The sequence below is a fragment of the Peribacillus psychrosaccharolyticus ATCC 23296 genome, assembly GCF_000305495.1.
GTDB lineage: Bacteria > Bacillota > Bacilli > Bacillales > DSM-1321 > Peribacillus > Peribacillus psychrosaccharolyticus.
This window is the reverse complement of record NZ_AJTN02000219.1, coordinates 1-15,906: the sequence shown is the minus strand read 5'-3', so window position 1 is coordinate 15,906 and position 15,906 is coordinate 1. Positions and strand designations below refer to the sequence as shown.

The following is a 15,906-nucleotide window of genomic DNA, read 5'->3' as shown; positions in this document are numbered from 1 at the left end:
GAAAAGTCTCTTTTGTATTTTTATAACATTTTCTCAATAACTGCCTTAGAGGTTCTTTCTTTATTTGTTTCTGATACCTGCCCCGTTTTCCGGTAATATTCTGCATAAAGAACATCTAATAGGTATAGCTGTGCTAATTTGGCTGAGAGGCTTCCTCCTTGCAGAGGGCCTTCATTTGCACCACAGAGTAAAGTGATATCGGAATAATTGGTTAAAGGTGACTTTACAAATCTGGTAATAAGAATCACTTTTGCTGCTCTTTTTTTGGCAATTTTGGCTACTTCAATCATATCCTTCGTCGATCCTGAATAAGAAATGAGCACTGCAACATCTTTCTCTGACATCAAGGCTGCTGTCATGATTTGAAGATGTGAGTCAATCGAACACTCCGTTTTATTACTGATTCTCATAAACTTATTCTTCGCTTCCATTGCCGTCATCAAGGAGGCGCCTACTCCAAAAAAGTGAATTCTCTCCGCCATAATCATGCTGGAAATTGCCTCTGAAATATCGTCCTCATTAATCAGTTTCTGTGTTTCTGTCAGTGCATTAATATTTGTCGTTAATATTTTCGAAGATACTTCTTCAAGGGTGTCTTCCATCGTAATCTTACTTGTCAATTCTTGCGTGTCTTCATCTGGTGAAATACTTTGAGCTAACACGATCCTAAACTCTTGGTACCCCTTTAGCTTCATTGTCTTACAGAACCTAAACACACTTGATTCTCCAACACCACAAGCATCTGCCAGATCAACAATGGACAGGTAAATCACCTCTTTTGTATGATCAAGAATGTAGTCCGCCACTTTTCTTTCCGTATTTGTGAAAGAATTGTACGTCGATCGTATTAATGTAAATACATCTTGATTTGTCACCCAAAATCATCTCCTAGCATTTATGTGAAGAGCTGCCGCACCAAGCAGCCCTGCTTTATTTCCGAGGGAAGCTTTCACTATCTTCACATCCGAAAAGCTTTCCATTACACTCTCTTGTACTTTGTTTGAAATCATAGTGACAAGGCTGTCTTGTTCCATGATTCCGCCTCCGATGATGATAGCAGGAGGATTAAATATGTGAATGAGCGATACAAGACCTAGAGCCAACTCATCGATCCATTCTTTAAGTACCTTCTCTAGTGTAACATTGCCTTGTTCAAGTCCAATAAAGATTTCTCTGCCATTATGAAATTTCTTATCGATTAGTTGAGCTTTTTTTACTAGAGCTGTAGTAGAAGCATATGTTTCATAACATCCCTTTCCTCCACATTTACATCGATTTCCGCCAGGATGGCTGATGATATGGCCAAATTCGGCAGCAATCCCATTGTACCCTTTATAGATTTGTGAATTCATCATAATCGCCCCGCCAATACCTGTCCCATAGGTTAAGCAAAGAAAATCAGTATAATCTTTCCCCGCACCGAACTGTTTTTCTCCTATAGCTGCGGCATTTACATCATTTTCAACTTCGACAGGAACATTAAAAACACCTTCTAAAATTGTTTTTAATTGCGTACCCGTGTAGTTTGGGATATTTTCATTCGCATATATAATTGACCCTGTCTGACGGTCAACTTGTCCAGCTGTACTTATCGCAATCGCATCAATATTCGGATACATAGCAATCGTTTCAATTAATGTTTCAACTATATAAGGGCCGCCTCTTTTCGACTCTGTATCATATTCTCTAAATACTGAAATACTCCCGTTCTCATCAGTCACACAAAACTTTATTGAGGTACCGCCGATGTCCACTGCTGCTATTTTCACCTCTATCACTCCTTTTTACGTCTATAAAGAAGTATAAATCCCAAGAAAAGTTTCCGGGGATTTATACGTTAACGATCATTCAATTACTTGCGTAAACCTCTTTGTAATCTCCATTGGTCTCGTTATGGCTGTACCAACTACGGCTGTGTGAACACCTAAATCAAACACACTCTTAAGTTCTTCCGGAGTCCATATCCCGCCTTCAGCTATGACAGGAATAGGTAGTTCATTCACTAATTGTTCAATTAAATTCAAATCCGGAATTTGATGATGCTTTGTGTAATCCGTGTAACCATTTAAGGTTGTACCCACACAATCAAATCCTAATTTATAGGCTTCCATCGCTTCTTCAAAGGTTGAGCAATCAGCCATAAAGAGTTGATCTTTATATTTCGCGCGAATCTCTGGAAAAGTTTCACTAATCGTTTTACCATCCGGCCGTATTCTTTTAGTAGCATCTAAGGCAATAATATCTACCCCAGCCTTGTAAAGAAGATCTATTTCTACAGCGGTAGGAGTGATAAAAACAGCTGAATTCTCATAAACTTTTTTAATTATACCGATGATGGGTAAATTGACTACCTCTTTAATCGCCTTTATGTCTTCGACACTATTAGCGCGGATCCCCGCAGCGCCGCCTTTCATGGCAGCATCCGCCATTTTACTCATAATAAATGGGCTATGAAGCGGTTCCTCTGGGAGAGCTTGGCAGGAAACAATTAATCTTCTCTTTATTAGTTCGAAAATCCTTTGTTGTTTACTCATAATCTAGCTCCTTGCTGTAATTATTCTTTGACTCCCCCAATAGATATACCTCTTGTGAAATAACGTTGGAAGAAAATAAACATGAGAATCATCGGAACAGCCGCTATAGTTGCACCAGCCATCTTATAAGCAAAGTTTGGATTAAGGTCCTGCATTAACGTAGCAATACCAACCATTAACGTCTTGGAATTAACTTCTTGTCCGACTACTAGCTGCCATAGGTAGTCATTCCATACTTGAACAAAGTTTAGGATAAATAATGCTCCAATACCAGGCTTGACCAGCGGAAGCATTACCTTATAAAACACAGTCCATTCAGTTGCACCATCCATTTTTGCTGCTTCTCTGAGCGTATCTGGAATCGTATCGAAAAATCCTTTAAGCATGAACACACCAAATGCGGTTGCTACATTCGGGTAAATCATCCCGCTCAGCGTATTGACCATTCCTAAATCTTGAATCAATCTAAATAACGGAACGATCAATACCTCTTTAGGTACCATTAAACTTGAGATAAAGATAACGAAGATAATATTTTTAAATTTAAAATTCAGTTTCGAAAAAGCATACGCAGCGAGAGAACTTACGATCACCAGCCCCACTGTTGAAACCGTTGCGACAATTAAACTGTTTAAAGTCCATTTAAATGCTGGTTGATTCGAAAAGACATCCACATAGTTAGAAAAGTTGATGCTCGCCGGGAACCAATCAGGCGGCATTTTCACAACATCTGAGCTATTCTTCAAGGAACTAGTAAATAGCCAATAGATAGGGAACAGGCTTAACAATGCAAAGAAGATTACAATGACGTTGGATAAGATATCACTCAATTCTAGCTTTTTCTTATTCTTGTTTTTCAAGATAATCTCCCCCCTAATTTTTAAACATGGCTCTTAACTGAGGAATAGACAATATGATTGTAATTAAGAACATAATTACACCAACAGCTGAAGCGATGCCTAACTGATTATATTTAAACGCATTATTATACAAGTAGTACATCATCGTACTTGATGAATTATTGGGTCCGCCGCCAGTTAATAACTGGATGACAACAAATATTTTTAAGACAGCGATAATATTCATAATAATGATATAAGTTGTGGTTGGTTTAACGAGCGGAACAAGGATTTTAAAAATTACCGTCGTTCTGCTCGCTCCATCCATTTCAGCTGCCTCAAATAAATCTTTGGGAACACCGATCATCGAGGCAATATAAAGAATAATTGCCTGCCCTACATTAATGGCAAAGGTTATAAAGATAATGACCGGTAAAACGGTATTCTTGTTTCCTAGTAAATTGATCGACGACATATCCATTTCTCTAGCTAAATGAGGAATAAGTCCATTACTAGGATTTAACAAGAAACTCCATACCATTGTCATAACAACCATTGAGACCATAACAGGTATATAATAACTCCCTCTGATCAGCGAAACATACTTTGCGTTTTTATCAAAAATTGCTGACGCAACGAAAAGGGCAAAAAAGACTGTTAATGCCACAATAAAGATAACAAAGATCACAGTGTTCATTGTAGACTTCACAAATACAGGATCTTTAATTAACGTCATGTAGTTCGTGAATCCTACAAATGTTTCTCCTGTATAACTAATCTTAAATAAACTTAATCTTATTCCTTCAAAAACTGGATAAACGATAAATATTAAAAAGAGTAAAAGCTGTGGCAATATAAAGAGATAACCGGTTATATTTTCTCTAACCCTATCCGTTCTCATTAGCAACTTTCCTTTCTATGTGCTTACACAATGAATTTCATAAAGGAAATTACTTGATAATCGAATCTGCTGTAGCATCTTCAATTATTTTATTCCCGTTCTTTTGATAATCTTTTACTACGTCCGCAGGCTTCTTTTCACCTGTATACAGAGCTTGAAGTTCCGGATATAACACTTGTCTAACTTGATTGTATCCAGCTACATTTCCTGTGAAATTAAAGATGTATTTTGCATTCGCTTCATAGGACTCAAATAAAGGGTGTTCCGACTTAAATTCTTCCACAACAGATGTTCTAACCGGCACTGCATTTTTAGATGCTTTAACAAGTTCTTTATCTGTAGAGAAAAATTTCACAAAGTCTTTAGCTACTTTCGTTTTAATTTCATCATCTGATTTAAAGACAGATGCACCGGTAACATAAGTAAATGTTAACGGATCGCCGCTTTCAGATGGGATATTAGCAAGTCTCATATCGAACTTAGGTGCTTTTCCACTTTCCATATCAGCCTTTGCATTCGAATACAAAACTGAATTAGTAAAGTTTATAGCCAGCTGTTGATTTTGGAACATAGCGTTTGTATCATTCGAAGATACTGACTCAGCCCCTGGGTTAGTTAATCCTTCATCGTATATTTTCTTTAACCAAGTTGTTGCTTTAATACCGGCTTGATCATTAACCACGATTTTTCCTTTTTCATCAAAGAAAGGATTCCCAAACATTCTTAAATACGCTAGATTCCACGTATCAGCTTGATTATTTAAAGCAAAAACGCCCATTGGATACGCATTAGAGTACTTCTTCTTAGGCAAATCAGCTTTGAGTTTTTTAAGAATGGTTTCATATTCTGCTAACGTCCACGTTTTGATTTCATTTTCCTCACCAATATACTCGTCAAGTCCTGCAGCTTTAAACATTTCCGCATTATAAGCAAAGGTGCCTGGGTTTTGTGAGAACGGATAAAAATAGACATTATCCCCAAACTTCACATTTTCCCAAATACTCTCTGGAATATCTTCTTTCGAGGCATCATCTACTAAGTCGTCCAATGGTTCTAGTGCCCCTCTATGAGCATAATCTCCCATTGCGAATACGCTTTCAAAAAAGACATTAGGAGGAGTGCCGCCATTTAAATTAACATTTAGAAGCTCATCCCGTTGATCTCCAGCAATTACTTGCGTGTTTACTTTTACATCATATTCCTTGTACTGAGCGCTAAAGTCTTTTGCCGCTTGTTTAAAAAAGCTGTCGTAATCGGCGCCTTCTTCCGAACTATCAATTACACCTTTCCATTGAGGAGTCAACCAGGCTGTAATTTCCACCGTTCCTTTACCAGAACTTTTTTCAGTTGAGTCATTCGAACAACCAGCCAATGCAACAGAAATCAGCAGCATACATGCTGTCATTAAAACGAGAAAATGTTTTTTCATATAATAATCCTCCTAGATAAAGTTTATAATCATGAATTTGTTTGAACACAATCCGGAGTCTATTCTAAGGAGTTTTACACTTGTAACTTAAGAGCAAGATATTATACAGAAAGGGTTAGTTATATTTAGCAATCGTTTGATCAATTAAAACGCTGATTTCCTCTACTTTTGAAAAGTCATCGCTATAAATTGGTTCCAACGGTCCCCTTACACTTCCAATATTGACTCCTTTTAATTTCAAAACTTCTTTAATTGCAGCGTACATAGAACCGTTAAGCGAGCACAGCGCAATAATAATGTCATTAATATCTGTTTGAATGTTTCGTGCTTGATCAAAGTTACCGGTAGTGACAAACTCTTCAGCTTTCAAGAAAAGCTCAGGCATCGCTCCATATGTTCCGCCAATTCCACTATCGGCTCCAATTAACCGTCCTGCGACATATTGTTCATCTGGTCCATTAAAGACTAGAATCCTATTTTCTCCTGCCTTTTTAAATCGTTCAATATCCATAACCGGCATCGAGGAATTCTTTACACCAATCACCTTTGGATTCTGAATTAATTGATTAAATAGCTTGATAGAAAGTGCATATCCTGTTGTTTGTGGAATGTTGTAAATGATAAATGGCAGCTCCGTTGAATCAATGATCTCTGACCAGTACTTATAAATAGAACTCTCTGGAAGTTGAAAATAAATAGGAGGAATGGCCGATAGAGAATCATATCCCAACTCTTCTGCATATTTCGCTAAAATGATACTCTCTCTCGTAGATGGTGCACCAACATGAGCAATTAAAGTAAGCTTCCCTTTAAGCGCATCTGCTACATATTTCAACGTAGCCTTTCGTTCTGCTAGATTTTGATAAATACACTCTCCAGAACTACCACCTACATAAAGTCCTTTAACTTCTTTTTGATATAAATGCTCACACAAACTCTTTGTTCTCTCTTCAGAAACTTCACCTTTATCATCGTAGCAAGCATAAAATGCTGGGAAAATACCTTTGAATTTTTCTATCAATGTAGTCCCTCCATTAATTGGTGTTTAAATCACCTAATTTTCAGTAATCTTAGCACGTAATATAATTTATGTAAATAATTTTCTTTATTTAATGTATTTTGGAAATTATTTTCACTATTTTTTTACAATAACCTATGAAAATCTACCTATCACTTGATCTATTGCCTTCTTCCCACGCCAACAAAAAAGCTCAAACCCTTTATATTAAAGGATTTGAGCTTTTTATTTAGTAAACAGGAGATCCTATTAATCTATTTCCCAATTTACATCAATTTTTCCTTTCAAATCATCCCCAGTAACGATGATTTTGTATACACCTGATTGGATAGCATGAAATTGAATTGCTTGAGTACCCTCTTCCTCCGATTCCGCTAACTCTTTCATCCCTACATACTCTTTGTTATGATCTAAAATATGATACCCATACCCACCTTCATTTAGTTGAGTAAAGGAGAGATAACTCGTTACCTTCTCCCCCTTTTTTAAAGGCAGCAGAATCTCGTGCTTACCATTAAAATACTCAAACTCTGCGGAAAATGAGGAATTAGTTTCTTTTATCGTCCAATCCTTCTTACTAGTAAAATCATACAACCTAACACTTAACAATAGCGGGAAAACCAAAAGAATAACCCATGCAAACTTCTTTTTCCTATGAAAGAGATAGCTGCTAAAGGCATAAATAAACGCACATAATGCACCAACTGCTCCAGCAATCACTGAAAAAAAGTTAATTCCCATAAAAGGAAAAAAACAATGAAACCTGCTAAACAGTGTAGAAGCACACTAGTCTGGAATGTGAACGCTATCCATTTATTTTCAATCAAATCGATTAGCATGGTCGTCACTAATGCATATCCGCAAATCAATCCCCAAATCTTTAAATTCGAAAGATTTTCCGTAAACTCATACAAATCGAATTTAGTGGCCAACAACAAATAGCTGCACATAAGAAATACTAACAGACCAAGTGCTGCAAATTTATTTACCATGTACTCCACCACGTTAGTAGAAACTAATTTTTTATTCATACATCCTCCAAATTAGATCTTCTTGATTAAGGTATTTTAACATAAAAACCCATTAACATTAGAATAAAAAGTAAGCCGATACTTTATTAGTACCGGCCTTAGTAAAGCTATTTACGAAGAGACTCTCTTAAGAATTCCTCTAAATACGAAACATCTGTAATTTTCTTATTACATTCGCTGCTATCTGCACAAATAAGATTACCGATAGACTTATAATAATCTGGGTTATTTAGCTTTTTCGCTTTTGTTATGGTGGAAAAATGAGTGACTTCCCCATGGCAATGGCAAATGGAGCAAATATTTTTCTTTGAAGATGGAGAAAAGGAACATTCAATACCGACTACCTGGTCCTCTAGCTCATAAATTATATACTTTTTATTTGACCTGCTATCCATCCAGCTTAAATAAGTTGTGCTTGTTAGGTCTACCGTAGATAAATCAGGAAGTTTTAATTTTTTACTTTTTGGAAATAATTTTTTAAGTTGTTGTTCGGTAATGGCTGGGAAGGGAAGAACATAGGCCTTCAGCTTCTCTAGAGCTTGATCATATGCTTCAACTGTTTTAAAAGTAGAGAAATCCAATATATTTTTTTGCTCTTCTGTCATGTTTGGAACACAGTTGAGGATTTTATCATTTGAAATCTCATAAACAGAGGTTAACACACCGGCCGGTAAATGCTGCTTAGTACTATCTTTAATCCAAGCAACTTGTTTTTTGATAAAGTTAAGCTGCTCATTTTTAATAAATCTCTCGGTCATCAATATCGCTCCTAAATTTAACGCTTTGTTTTGGTACACTTATTTTAAAAGAAAACATGAAGTTCTACTAGTGCTAAAACCATTTAGAAACGTTTAATACATAAAATACCCCCTGCTATATAAATATTTTGCAGGGGGAGAGCTGTACTTGTATTAATGTGAATAGACAATTTTTTTTATACTTTCAACGGAAAGATAATACTCCTCTGCCAGTCGCTCTATACGAACCCCTCTTGCAAAAGCATCTCGAATAGCTGCATTACGATAGTCTAACCGTTTCCTGCTGCCAGTAGACGTTCCCCATTTTTGATAGTCACTTTCAGGCTTTGGAATATAAATCGTTTCCCCTTGTACATACTTTTGAATTTCTAAAATGAGCTTTTCAGGCAGCACTTTCTGTGCGTTTGTATACTTCAATTTTGCTCGCTCCTTATTTTGAATTGGAATAAGGGAGCAAAGCCAATTGGTTAGAAAAGCTATAGCGATAAAGTTAAATTTTTCGCCCCATGCAAAGTATCGCTTTTCTTAATACTGGCTTTGCATGAGTGTGAGTAGTATCAGACAATCGTCTACGATTCTCCAACTATAAGCACCTCCTTTAAATGAATTTCACTGAAACTTACGTATCTTTATTATATCGAATAATTACTTTTTATGGTATTCAACATGATCATAAAGAGAATTCATAACCGACATACGTAGACATTTTCTCAAAACCTAAATTTTCTGCAATGGCAATTGAAGGCTTATTACTTTCCATACAGTCCCAATATGGAGCTTGGTTATTTTTCAAGCAGTCTTTAACAAATTGATGAGCAATCTTTTGAGCTAATTTTTTCCCTTGGTGCGCATCTACTGTTTCTATACTTATCCCATGAACATTCCCCACTAAAAATCCAGAGAAACAAATACTAACCACTTCACGGTTGTAAACAACGCAGTAACCGCAGCCTTCTTCTAAGAATCTTTCAGGTGAGAACCAAAACTCAAGGATCTTTGCATGTAAAAAATCAAGATTGATTGCACCATTATTATCAAATAAAGTTTCGTCTATTTTTACTACTTCATATCCTTCTTTAAGTACTGGCTCACAGTTACTTCTATACCTTTCTGCTTTCAACAAATAAATTCTTTGATTCCAAGTCCCTAAACCGCGATGTTCAAATACTTCTTCGATTGTTTTATTCCATTTATTGTGATTCCCAATAGCTTCAAAACAATCCAAATGAACTTTTTTTGCCTCTTGAGTGATGAAAGAATCAATAAAATAATTTATATTAGTATTAAAGCTCTCATTATCCTCTTTTCCAATAAAAAGGAAGCCATCATTATTCCCTAACCATATTAGTCCAGTTTCAGGCTGCAGCCGATTATCAACAAATATCCTTCCAGGGTTAATTCCTTCAACTATGGCTTTTGCTTCTAATTGCCCCCCTGGATGAAGCAACCCTCTGCATTTTCCAAATTCACTTTTATCCAACTCTACAATCATACTTTTCCCACCTAATTCACCTATTTTTAATCCTGCCGTTCATACTTTCTCGCTGCTGTATAAAAATACTCCAAGACCCTCATTTGTCTTTAATAGTATAATGGAAATTAAAGGATATAAAAATCATAAATAAAGCCCAAACCCTTGAAGCGTTCAGGATTTGGGCTTTATTTAACAGATGACCTTAGGAAAACGCATTTTAAAATGATCTGCTCATTACGATTCATCAAGGGCGCCAGTCATTCTTGTTCCGCTGGTTATACCACTTCCGAACCTGTTCCACTAACCAAGAGGGCACAGGCTGTCCATCTATTAAATGGTAATATTGTGTATGTCCTTTTTTAAGCAGCTCCCAACGAAAATCGTTGCCTGGTTTGGTGTATTCAGAGACATCAAGGACTATTGCTCTTCCATTTTGAAGCAGGATGTTTTTCAAATGGATATCACGTGGGTTAAGTCCCTTTTTTCGAATATACGCTCTTGCTTCCTCCACGTCGTTTAAAACTTGTTTTGGAATGTGAATACCTTGTAAAAGGCAATCACAGAGTGTTTTTCCTTCTTCATAGCTTAAAACCAGATAATCGTCGTATGAGGCAAAACATTTCGGAAAAAAAGGCGATTCTCCCAATCTATCATAAACACTTGCTTCAACTTTAGCTTTGAATACTTTGTCTTTAGCAAATTTTTTAAATGCATAAGCTGGGGCATAGGGAGATTGAAAAACAGCCGCATCTGTTCCCAACCCAATACAATACAAATCTTCTGTTTCGCCGCTTATGGTCACAGACTCGTTATTTGGATTTGAAAAAACAGTAATTTTGGAAATAGACTCCATGGCTATCTCCCAGTCATTTTTCATATCTTCTCTCCCTTGGTATCAAAATATTTACAATGGCTAAAGCCTAACAGCTATCACTCCATTTTCCTTCATTTAAGACTATTTCTTAACGTTTTTCAAATTTAGATTATTACATAATATATTCTAACTCATTAGAATTTTGCTTCTTTTATTTAAGGCAGGCTTAGTTTTTATTGAGTAAGTGACTATCAATTTATTTGAGGAGGTACTTGTTCATATAGAATAGGAAGGAGAAAACTGTCGATTACCTCCAAACTCCTAACAAACTACTCAACTTTACACTGGATGTCACATCGAAAAAAAAGAGCGCCGATGAGCACTCCTAGTCTGTTATCCCTACTTCTACTTGAATAAAAAGCCCATTGTAAAATGTTTTTTTATGTACTATTTGCAGTCCGTTCTCGTTTATCATCTGTAATGTATCTCGATTTAAACAGCAGCCATCACATACTTTTTTCCAAAGTGGTGTAAGGTACTCCTGTAAGTTAGCAAGAACTACATTATTCATTTTCACGTGTTCAAACATAAGAATTTTGCCTTCTGGTTTGCAGACTCTTTTCATTTCTTGTAAGGCAGCTTCCGGATTTGGGATTGTGCAGAGTACTAACGTTGCCACCACAGTATCAAACGTGTCATCATCGAAGGGCAATCGTTCAGCATTATCCTGAATAATTTGGATAGGTACGACAGACATTTCTCTTCTTTTTCTTGAACGCTCAATCATATGTTGACTGGGTTCAATGGCAGTAACCTTTGTAACAGAATGATAATAAGGAAAATTCACTCCAGTACCTGAACCTATTTCAAGAACTGAACCATTAGCCCGTTGAAGCAGGTCTTTTCGAACGGTTTTAAATTTACCTTTTTCCAAAGGACCCATAATAAAGTCATACCATTTTGAAAATATCCTACTCAATATTTAAATCACTCTTCCTATTTCTCGCATTTATTAAAAATCTTTGTTTATCGTTTTAGCGGAGCTGTTTTTGTTAATGGTAGTTTGATATCCTTTCTTTTTCGATAGGAATTTTACTAATTTATAGATTAACCAGCCAATTGCCCCTATGACAATAATAAGTAAGGCAACACCTAAAATAAATCCGATAATATATCCTGCTCCATAAGCCCCTGACAGATTTAGTGCGTTTATCATACCTGTTCCCCCTTCCAGTATAATTTTTGACTTGAATTTTCAATTCAAAATCCTTTCATTACTAAAGGTTATAATCAAGTAAGTCCTCATATTGTCTATTGCATTTGTTAATTATTACAAATTATACTGTTAACTAAACAACTCTGCAAATTGGATATCTATGAAAAATGGTAAGCTAATGTAATAACTACTAGCTAAGACGGTGTTAATCATTTCTCCTGTAATATGTTTAAATACTTCTCTATCCGACACAATTAAGTAAAGCATTTTGAACCTGTTTCTTTTAAAACAAAAAGGTCCAGCAACTTTGCTGGTACCCTCCCTTGTTATTGTGAGCTTATCTTGCGGAAGACGATGAATTGCCCGCTTTGGCAGAAACGGAAAAATAACTCATCTCAACGGTTGAGACAGGTTTTGGTTTCAGTTCTCCCATCGTTTTCTCTGACACACCGGCCTGACTTTCATCCGAGCAGTCACGTTGGTATCTCCCCTCCTCCAACTTAATGTCAATAAAATCGACGACCTGCTGCAGCGAAGCTATTTGGCTAATGATATTTTCTCGGTGGCTCCTTAAGTGTTCCACCAGTTCAGGATATTCCGCGGGATCGGCATCGGCGGAAACCACCAAAAAAGGCCGAATTTCCTCCAATGGCATTCCTGTTTTTTTCAGGCAAGCTATCAGCCGGATCGTATTGATGTTCTCCTGGCGATAGACGCGGTGCCCGTTATCCTTCCGGTCTGCACGGGGCAGCAACGCAATCTTTTCGTAATAACGGATCGTATCCTCAGAAATCCCGGTTTGCTCAGCGGTTTCCTTTATCGAAAAAATTTGCTCTTCCTTCATCTTGTTCCCTCCCGGAAATTGTTTTTTTGTGCATTATACATCTTGGAGCTGGCTCCAAGTCAAGTTTCTTATCCTTAGGAAAATAGTTTTTTTCACGCCTTGACTTGGAGTCGACTCCAAGTTATAGAATGAGCGCTATCAGGTATATATGTTGATATTAGGAGGAGACGCACTATGAACAAGAATCAACGTGAAAATATAGCAATGATTACGGGCGCAAGCGCAGGGATTGGGTTGGAATTGACCCGAAAATTGCTGTCGGAGGACTGGCAGGTGATTGCTTTGAATCGTTCCGACTTTCCGACGGACGATATGAGAATCCAAGAAGCCTTCAAGAGTGGATGGCTTCGAATTTATAAAACGACTGATCTTGCTGATTATGCCAGCTTGAGACGGGCTTTGGAAGAGATAAAAGACAAGGAACAGCGGATCGATATTTTGTTCAACAACGCTGGCGGGACCTTTCCCGAGCTTAGCTATTCGAAACAAGGACGCGAAAAGCATTATGAGCTGTTGACGGTCGTTCCGTATATCATTCTGATGGAATTGAAGAAACTCATCAAAAAAGGTCGCTTAAAAACGGTGATCAATACCTCATCTTCAGCGCTAAAGTTTACGAAAGAGTTTAATATCGAAATTCTAGAGCGCCCAAAAATCTTTCGCAAGCTGCTTGGTCCCTACGCCACTTCAAAGCTAGCGCTTTCGTTGTGGACTCAGGCCATCGCGTCGCAACTTGCCGAGGACGACATCAAGATCCGCAGTGTTGACCCGGGTAGCAACAATACGCTAAGAAAAGGGAAAAAATCCGGACTGCCCATATTGGTTCAAACGTTGATGAAGTTATTTTTCTCTGCCCCTACCCATGGCGCGGGCAAGCTATATGAAGGTGCTCTCGGGGAACACCGTAATGAGACCGGCGTATTTTTGCTGAAAGGTCAGGTTGCGGATTTAAAATTTAAAGATCAAGCTCGGAACGTTTTGGAAAGGATTAATATGATTTACGAACACGAATTTTTACAACGTAATTTTTAAACCTTACGGCTGTATTACCCTGCCCGTTCGTATTAGCTTAACGTTAATATTGGTGAAGAAAAGTATGGATGAAGATTGGATAAAATGAAATGGTGAGCGGGTCTTACTGTAAGTGTTCTCTTATTGCTTACTGGTTGTTCAGAACCAAGAGCAGAAGAACAAATAAATTACCATATAATATTCGTAACTCTTGTACACCTACTCAAAAGATAATAATTTAATCCGTGAAACTACTCCTATACTGCCTTTATTGTATAAGTTTAATAGAAGTTATATAATGCATAAAATATACAAATGAGAGATCGTTCTAAACTATGAAACAAATAATTCTCCAGGAACTAAAAAAAATCGAAGAAGAAAATGATGTGAAAATACTTTACGCCTGTGAATCTGGAAGCCGTGCTTGGGGTTTTCCTTCAAAGGATAGCGATTATGATGTTAGATTTATTTATATCCATAAAAAAGAGTATTACCTTACTATTGACCCAGTTGGGATAGGCACAAAACGAGATGTAATTGAAAGACCAATCAATGATTTACTCGATATTAGTGGATGGGACCTAACTAAAACCTTACGTCTTCTACGAAAATCAAATCCACCTTTATTGGAATGGATGAGGTCAGATATTCTTTACTATCAAGCCTATTCAACCATTAATAAGATGAGAGAATTGGAGAAAGATATTTTCTACCCAAACGCTAGCCTCTATCACTATTTAAATATGGCTAAAAATAATTATCGTGAATATCTACAATCTGATTTAGTAAAAATAAAAAAGTATTTTTATGTTCTTCGTCCTATTCTTGCGTGTAATTGGATTGAAAAATACAATACAATTCCACCTATCTCCTTCCATTCCCTACTAGATGACATCATTCCATCTGGTGAGCTTAGAATGGAGATTGATCAACTCCTCAAGAGGAAAATTGCCGGTGATGAAATGGATTTAGAACCAAAAATTTCATTAATTAATGAGTTTTTAGAAACAGAAATAACCAAGCTAGAAGTCTACACCAAAAGTTTAAAAATACAAGTTACAGACCAAACAGAAAAACTAGATCATTTGTTTTTAGAAACGTTAGATGAAGTCTGGGACTAATATATACAAAAAGGGGTTGCCCCTAAAAGTCATATTTCTGACTTTTGGGACAGCCCCATCTTTATACATAGTTATAAATCTTCCAATGACGAAAATGTTCTTTCGTTCATATATTTTACATCAAAGGTGCTTACTCACCTACCATACCGTCATTATCGGTATCACGCATATAGGGGTATAACCAATGTTCTCTCGTTATGGGCATACTGAAACCTGCATCTTTCGCTTCTTTAATCGTCACTTGTCCATTACCGTTAGTATCAACACTAGAAATATCACCGTCTTTATTTGAACTAGTTGAATTTTTATTTGAACTATCTGAATCAGAAGGTTTGCTGCCTGTTAAACCAAGTGATGCGTTTACTTCATCAGGGTTTCCATTATCAAAGGAATCAACAATCTTGTTGCCCCTCAAAGTATAGGTATACTGATAATGTGAAGGAATCTGCGTTTCCGTATTTGGATATGTGATAACCGACTCAAAATTAGTGGCTCCACCTGCACTGCGTATCGCATTTTCCATATAAGCTTGGTCACCATGGCGGTTAAGTGTACTATTTTGTGGGGTAATATTATATGCATTAGATACCCCACCGAGAGAATCAGCGATGGTATGTCCTTCATCTAAAACATCGCTTTCGACTCCTGGAACTTTCGCCTCATCAGAATAGTATCTTCCAGACGATGTTACAGGTTCGTTACGATCATCTTGTAAAGTGATTTCGTCAGCAATGACACGTACTAGCTGCCCGTATTCATTAGTAAATGCCCAATATTCACGGTCCCCATAGCCAATGTCAACGACGACGTTAGGTTCACGATATCCAGACAAATCACCACCATCAACTTCAATAAGTTTGTATCCCGAGAACAGGTCATTATTTTGTTCAGTTGGCGTTTCTTCCACTACTGGTTC

Annotated in this window: 19 protein-coding genes; 2 read left to right on the top strand and 17 right to left on the bottom strand. The window is 37.0% G+C overall.

The window, feature by feature from the left end; translation table 11 throughout:
* Window positions 1-20 precede the first annotated feature (20 nt).
* The 16 genes from WYK_RS16150 to WYK_RS16075 form a co-directional block, all read right to left on the bottom strand.
* Window positions 21-875: a MurR/RpiR family transcriptional regulator gene (locus WYK_RS16150; protein WP_040375509.1), complete on the bottom strand. Its 855-nt coding sequence runs from the start codon at window positions 873-875 to the stop codon at window positions 21-23.
* A gap of 6 nt (window positions 876-881) precedes the next feature.
* On the bottom strand, window positions 882-1,769 hold the full coding sequence (locus WYK_RS16145; RefSeq protein ID WP_040375508.1) for an ROK family protein: 888 nt from the start codon (window positions 1,767-1,769) through the stop codon (window positions 882-884).
* Between the two features lie 75 nt (window positions 1,770-1,844).
* Window positions 1,845-2,534: an N-acetylmannosamine-6-phosphate 2-epimerase gene (locus WYK_RS16140; protein WP_040375507.1), complete on the bottom strand. Its 690-nt coding sequence runs from the start codon at window positions 2,532-2,534 to the stop codon at window positions 1,845-1,847.
* A gap of 20 nt (window positions 2,535-2,554) precedes the next feature.
* Entirely contained in the window at window positions 2,555-3,394 is an 840-nt protein-coding gene (locus WYK_RS16135) for a carbohydrate ABC transporter permease (protein WP_235782533.1), read from the bottom strand.
* A gap of 13 nt (window positions 3,395-3,407) precedes the next feature.
* Window positions 3,408-4,274, bottom strand: coding sequence for a carbohydrate ABC transporter permease (locus WYK_RS16130; protein WP_040375505.1), 867 nt, complete (start codon window positions 4,272-4,274; stop codon window positions 3,408-3,410).
* A 49-nt stretch (window positions 4,275-4,323) separates the two neighbouring features.
* Complete coding sequence (locus WYK_RS16125) at window positions 4,324-5,703, bottom strand: ABC transporter substrate-binding protein (protein ID WP_040375504.1); 1,380 nt, start codon at window positions 5,701-5,703, stop codon at window positions 4,324-4,326.
* Window positions 5,704-5,818: 115 nt separating this feature from the next.
* Window positions 5,819-6,724, bottom strand: a complete 906-nt coding sequence (locus WYK_RS16120; protein WP_040375503.1) for a dihydrodipicolinate synthase family protein — start codon at window positions 6,722-6,724, stop codon at window positions 5,819-5,821.
* Between the two features lie 246 nt (window positions 6,725-6,970).
* The gene (locus WYK_RS16115) at window positions 6,971-7,441 is read right to left on the bottom strand and encodes a hypothetical protein (RefSeq protein ID WP_152526485.1); all 471 of its coding nucleotides are present in this window, start codon (window positions 7,439-7,441) and stop codon (window positions 6,971-6,973) included.
* Window positions 7,438-7,752, bottom strand: a complete 315-nt coding sequence (locus tag WYK_RS16110; RefSeq protein WP_040375501.1) for a hypothetical protein — start codon at window positions 7,750-7,752, stop codon at window positions 7,438-7,440. The genes WYK_RS16115 and WYK_RS16110 overlap by 4 nt, the downstream gene beginning before the upstream one ends.
* 107 nt (window positions 7,753-7,859) lie before the next feature.
* Complete coding sequence (locus tag WYK_RS16105; RefSeq protein WP_040375500.1) at window positions 7,860-8,510, bottom strand: FusB/FusC family EF-G-binding protein; 651 nt, start codon at window positions 8,508-8,510, stop codon at window positions 7,860-7,862.
* Window positions 8,511-8,663: 153 nt separating this feature from the next.
* A complete protein-coding gene (locus WYK_RS16100) occupies window positions 8,664-8,927 on the bottom strand; it encodes a CD3324 family protein (RefSeq protein WP_040375499.1) in 264 nt (87 codons plus the stop codon).
* Between the two features lie 253 nt (window positions 8,928-9,180).
* Window positions 9,181-10,002, bottom strand: coding sequence for a GNAT family N-acetyltransferase (locus WYK_RS16095; RefSeq protein ID WP_040375498.1), 822 nt, complete (start codon window positions 10,000-10,002; stop codon window positions 9,181-9,183).
* A 226-nt stretch (window positions 10,003-10,228) separates the two neighbouring features.
* Window positions 10,229-10,861, bottom strand: a complete 633-nt coding sequence (locus WYK_RS16090; protein ID WP_051387589.1) for a serine/threonine protein kinase — start codon at window positions 10,859-10,861, stop codon at window positions 10,229-10,231.
* 322 nt (window positions 10,862-11,183) lie between these two features.
* Window positions 11,184-11,777 (bottom strand): class I SAM-dependent methyltransferase, encoded by a 594-nt coding sequence (locus WYK_RS16085; RefSeq protein WP_040375497.1) that lies wholly within the window; start codon window positions 11,775-11,777, stop codon window positions 11,184-11,186.
* A gap of 33 nt (window positions 11,778-11,810) precedes the next feature.
* A complete protein-coding gene (locus WYK_RS16080; protein ID WP_040375496.1) occupies window positions 11,811-12,014 on the bottom strand; it encodes a hypothetical protein in 204 nt (67 codons plus the stop codon).
* A gap of 337 nt (window positions 12,015-12,351) precedes the next feature.
* Window positions 12,352-12,858 carry a MerR family transcriptional regulator gene (locus WYK_RS16075; RefSeq protein ID WP_040375495.1) on the bottom strand — a complete coding sequence of 169 codons (507 nt, stop codon included), beginning with the start codon at window positions 12,856-12,858 and terminating at the stop codon, window positions 12,352-12,354.
* A 174-nt stretch (window positions 12,859-13,032) separates the two neighbouring features.
* Between WYK_RS16075 and WYK_RS16070 the strand changes: the two genes are divergently transcribed.
* Window positions 13,033-13,890 (top strand): SDR family NAD(P)-dependent oxidoreductase, encoded by an 858-nt coding sequence (locus WYK_RS16070; RefSeq protein WP_040375494.1) that lies wholly within the window; start codon window positions 13,033-13,035, stop codon window positions 13,888-13,890.
* A 314-nt stretch (window positions 13,891-14,204) separates the two neighbouring features.
* Window positions 14,205-14,990: a nucleotidyltransferase domain-containing protein gene (locus WYK_RS16065; protein ID WP_040375493.1), complete on the top strand. Its 786-nt coding sequence runs from the start codon at window positions 14,205-14,207 to the stop codon at window positions 14,988-14,990.
* A gap of 130 nt (window positions 14,991-15,120) precedes the next feature.
* On the opposite strand, the gene WYK_RS16060 is transcribed toward WYK_RS16065, so the two are convergent.
* Window positions 15,121-15,906: DNA/RNA non-specific endonuclease (locus WYK_RS16060; protein WP_040375492.1), on the bottom strand; the 786-nt coding region annotated here is incomplete at its 5' end.

Coding starts and splice junctions, on each gene's coding strand:
- WYK_RS16065 (WP_040375493.1), top strand. CDS start 14,205: ATGAAACAAATAATTCTCCAGGAACTAAAAAAAATCGAAGAAGAAAAT.
- WYK_RS16130 (WP_040375505.1), bottom strand. CDS start 4,274: ATGAGAACGGATAGGGTTAGAGAAAATATAACCGGTTATCTCTTTATA.
- WYK_RS16095 (WP_040375498.1), bottom strand. CDS start 10,002: ATGATTGTAGAGTTGGATAAAAGTGAATTTGGAAAATGCAGAGGGTTG.
- WYK_RS16110 (WP_040375501.1), bottom strand. CDS start 7,752: ATGAATAAAAAATTAGTTTCTACTAACGTGGTGGAGTACATGGTAAAT.
- WYK_RS16090 (WP_051387589.1), bottom strand. CDS start 10,861: ATGAAAAATGACTGGGAGATAGCCATGGAGTCTATTTCCAAAATTACT.
- WYK_RS16125 (WP_040375504.1), bottom strand. CDS start 5,703: ATGAAAAAACATTTTCTCGTTTTAATGACAGCATGTATGCTGCTGATT.
- WYK_RS16070 (WP_040375494.1), top strand. CDS start 13,033: ATGAACAAGAATCAACGTGAAAATATAGCAATGATTACGGGCGCAAGC.
- WYK_RS16080 (WP_040375496.1), bottom strand. CDS start 12,014: ATGATAAACGCACTAAATCTGTCAGGGGCTTATGGAGCAGGATATATT.
- WYK_RS16105 (WP_040375500.1), bottom strand. CDS start 8,510: ATGACCGAGAGATTTATTAAAAATGAGCAGCTTAACTTTATCAAAAAA.
- WYK_RS16140 (WP_040375507.1), bottom strand. CDS start 2,534: ATGAGTAAACAACAAAGGATTTTCGAACTAATAAAGAGAAGATTAATT.
- WYK_RS16075 (WP_040375495.1), bottom strand. CDS start 12,858: ATGAAGGAAGAGCAAATTTTTTCGATAAAGGAAACCGCTGAGCAAACC.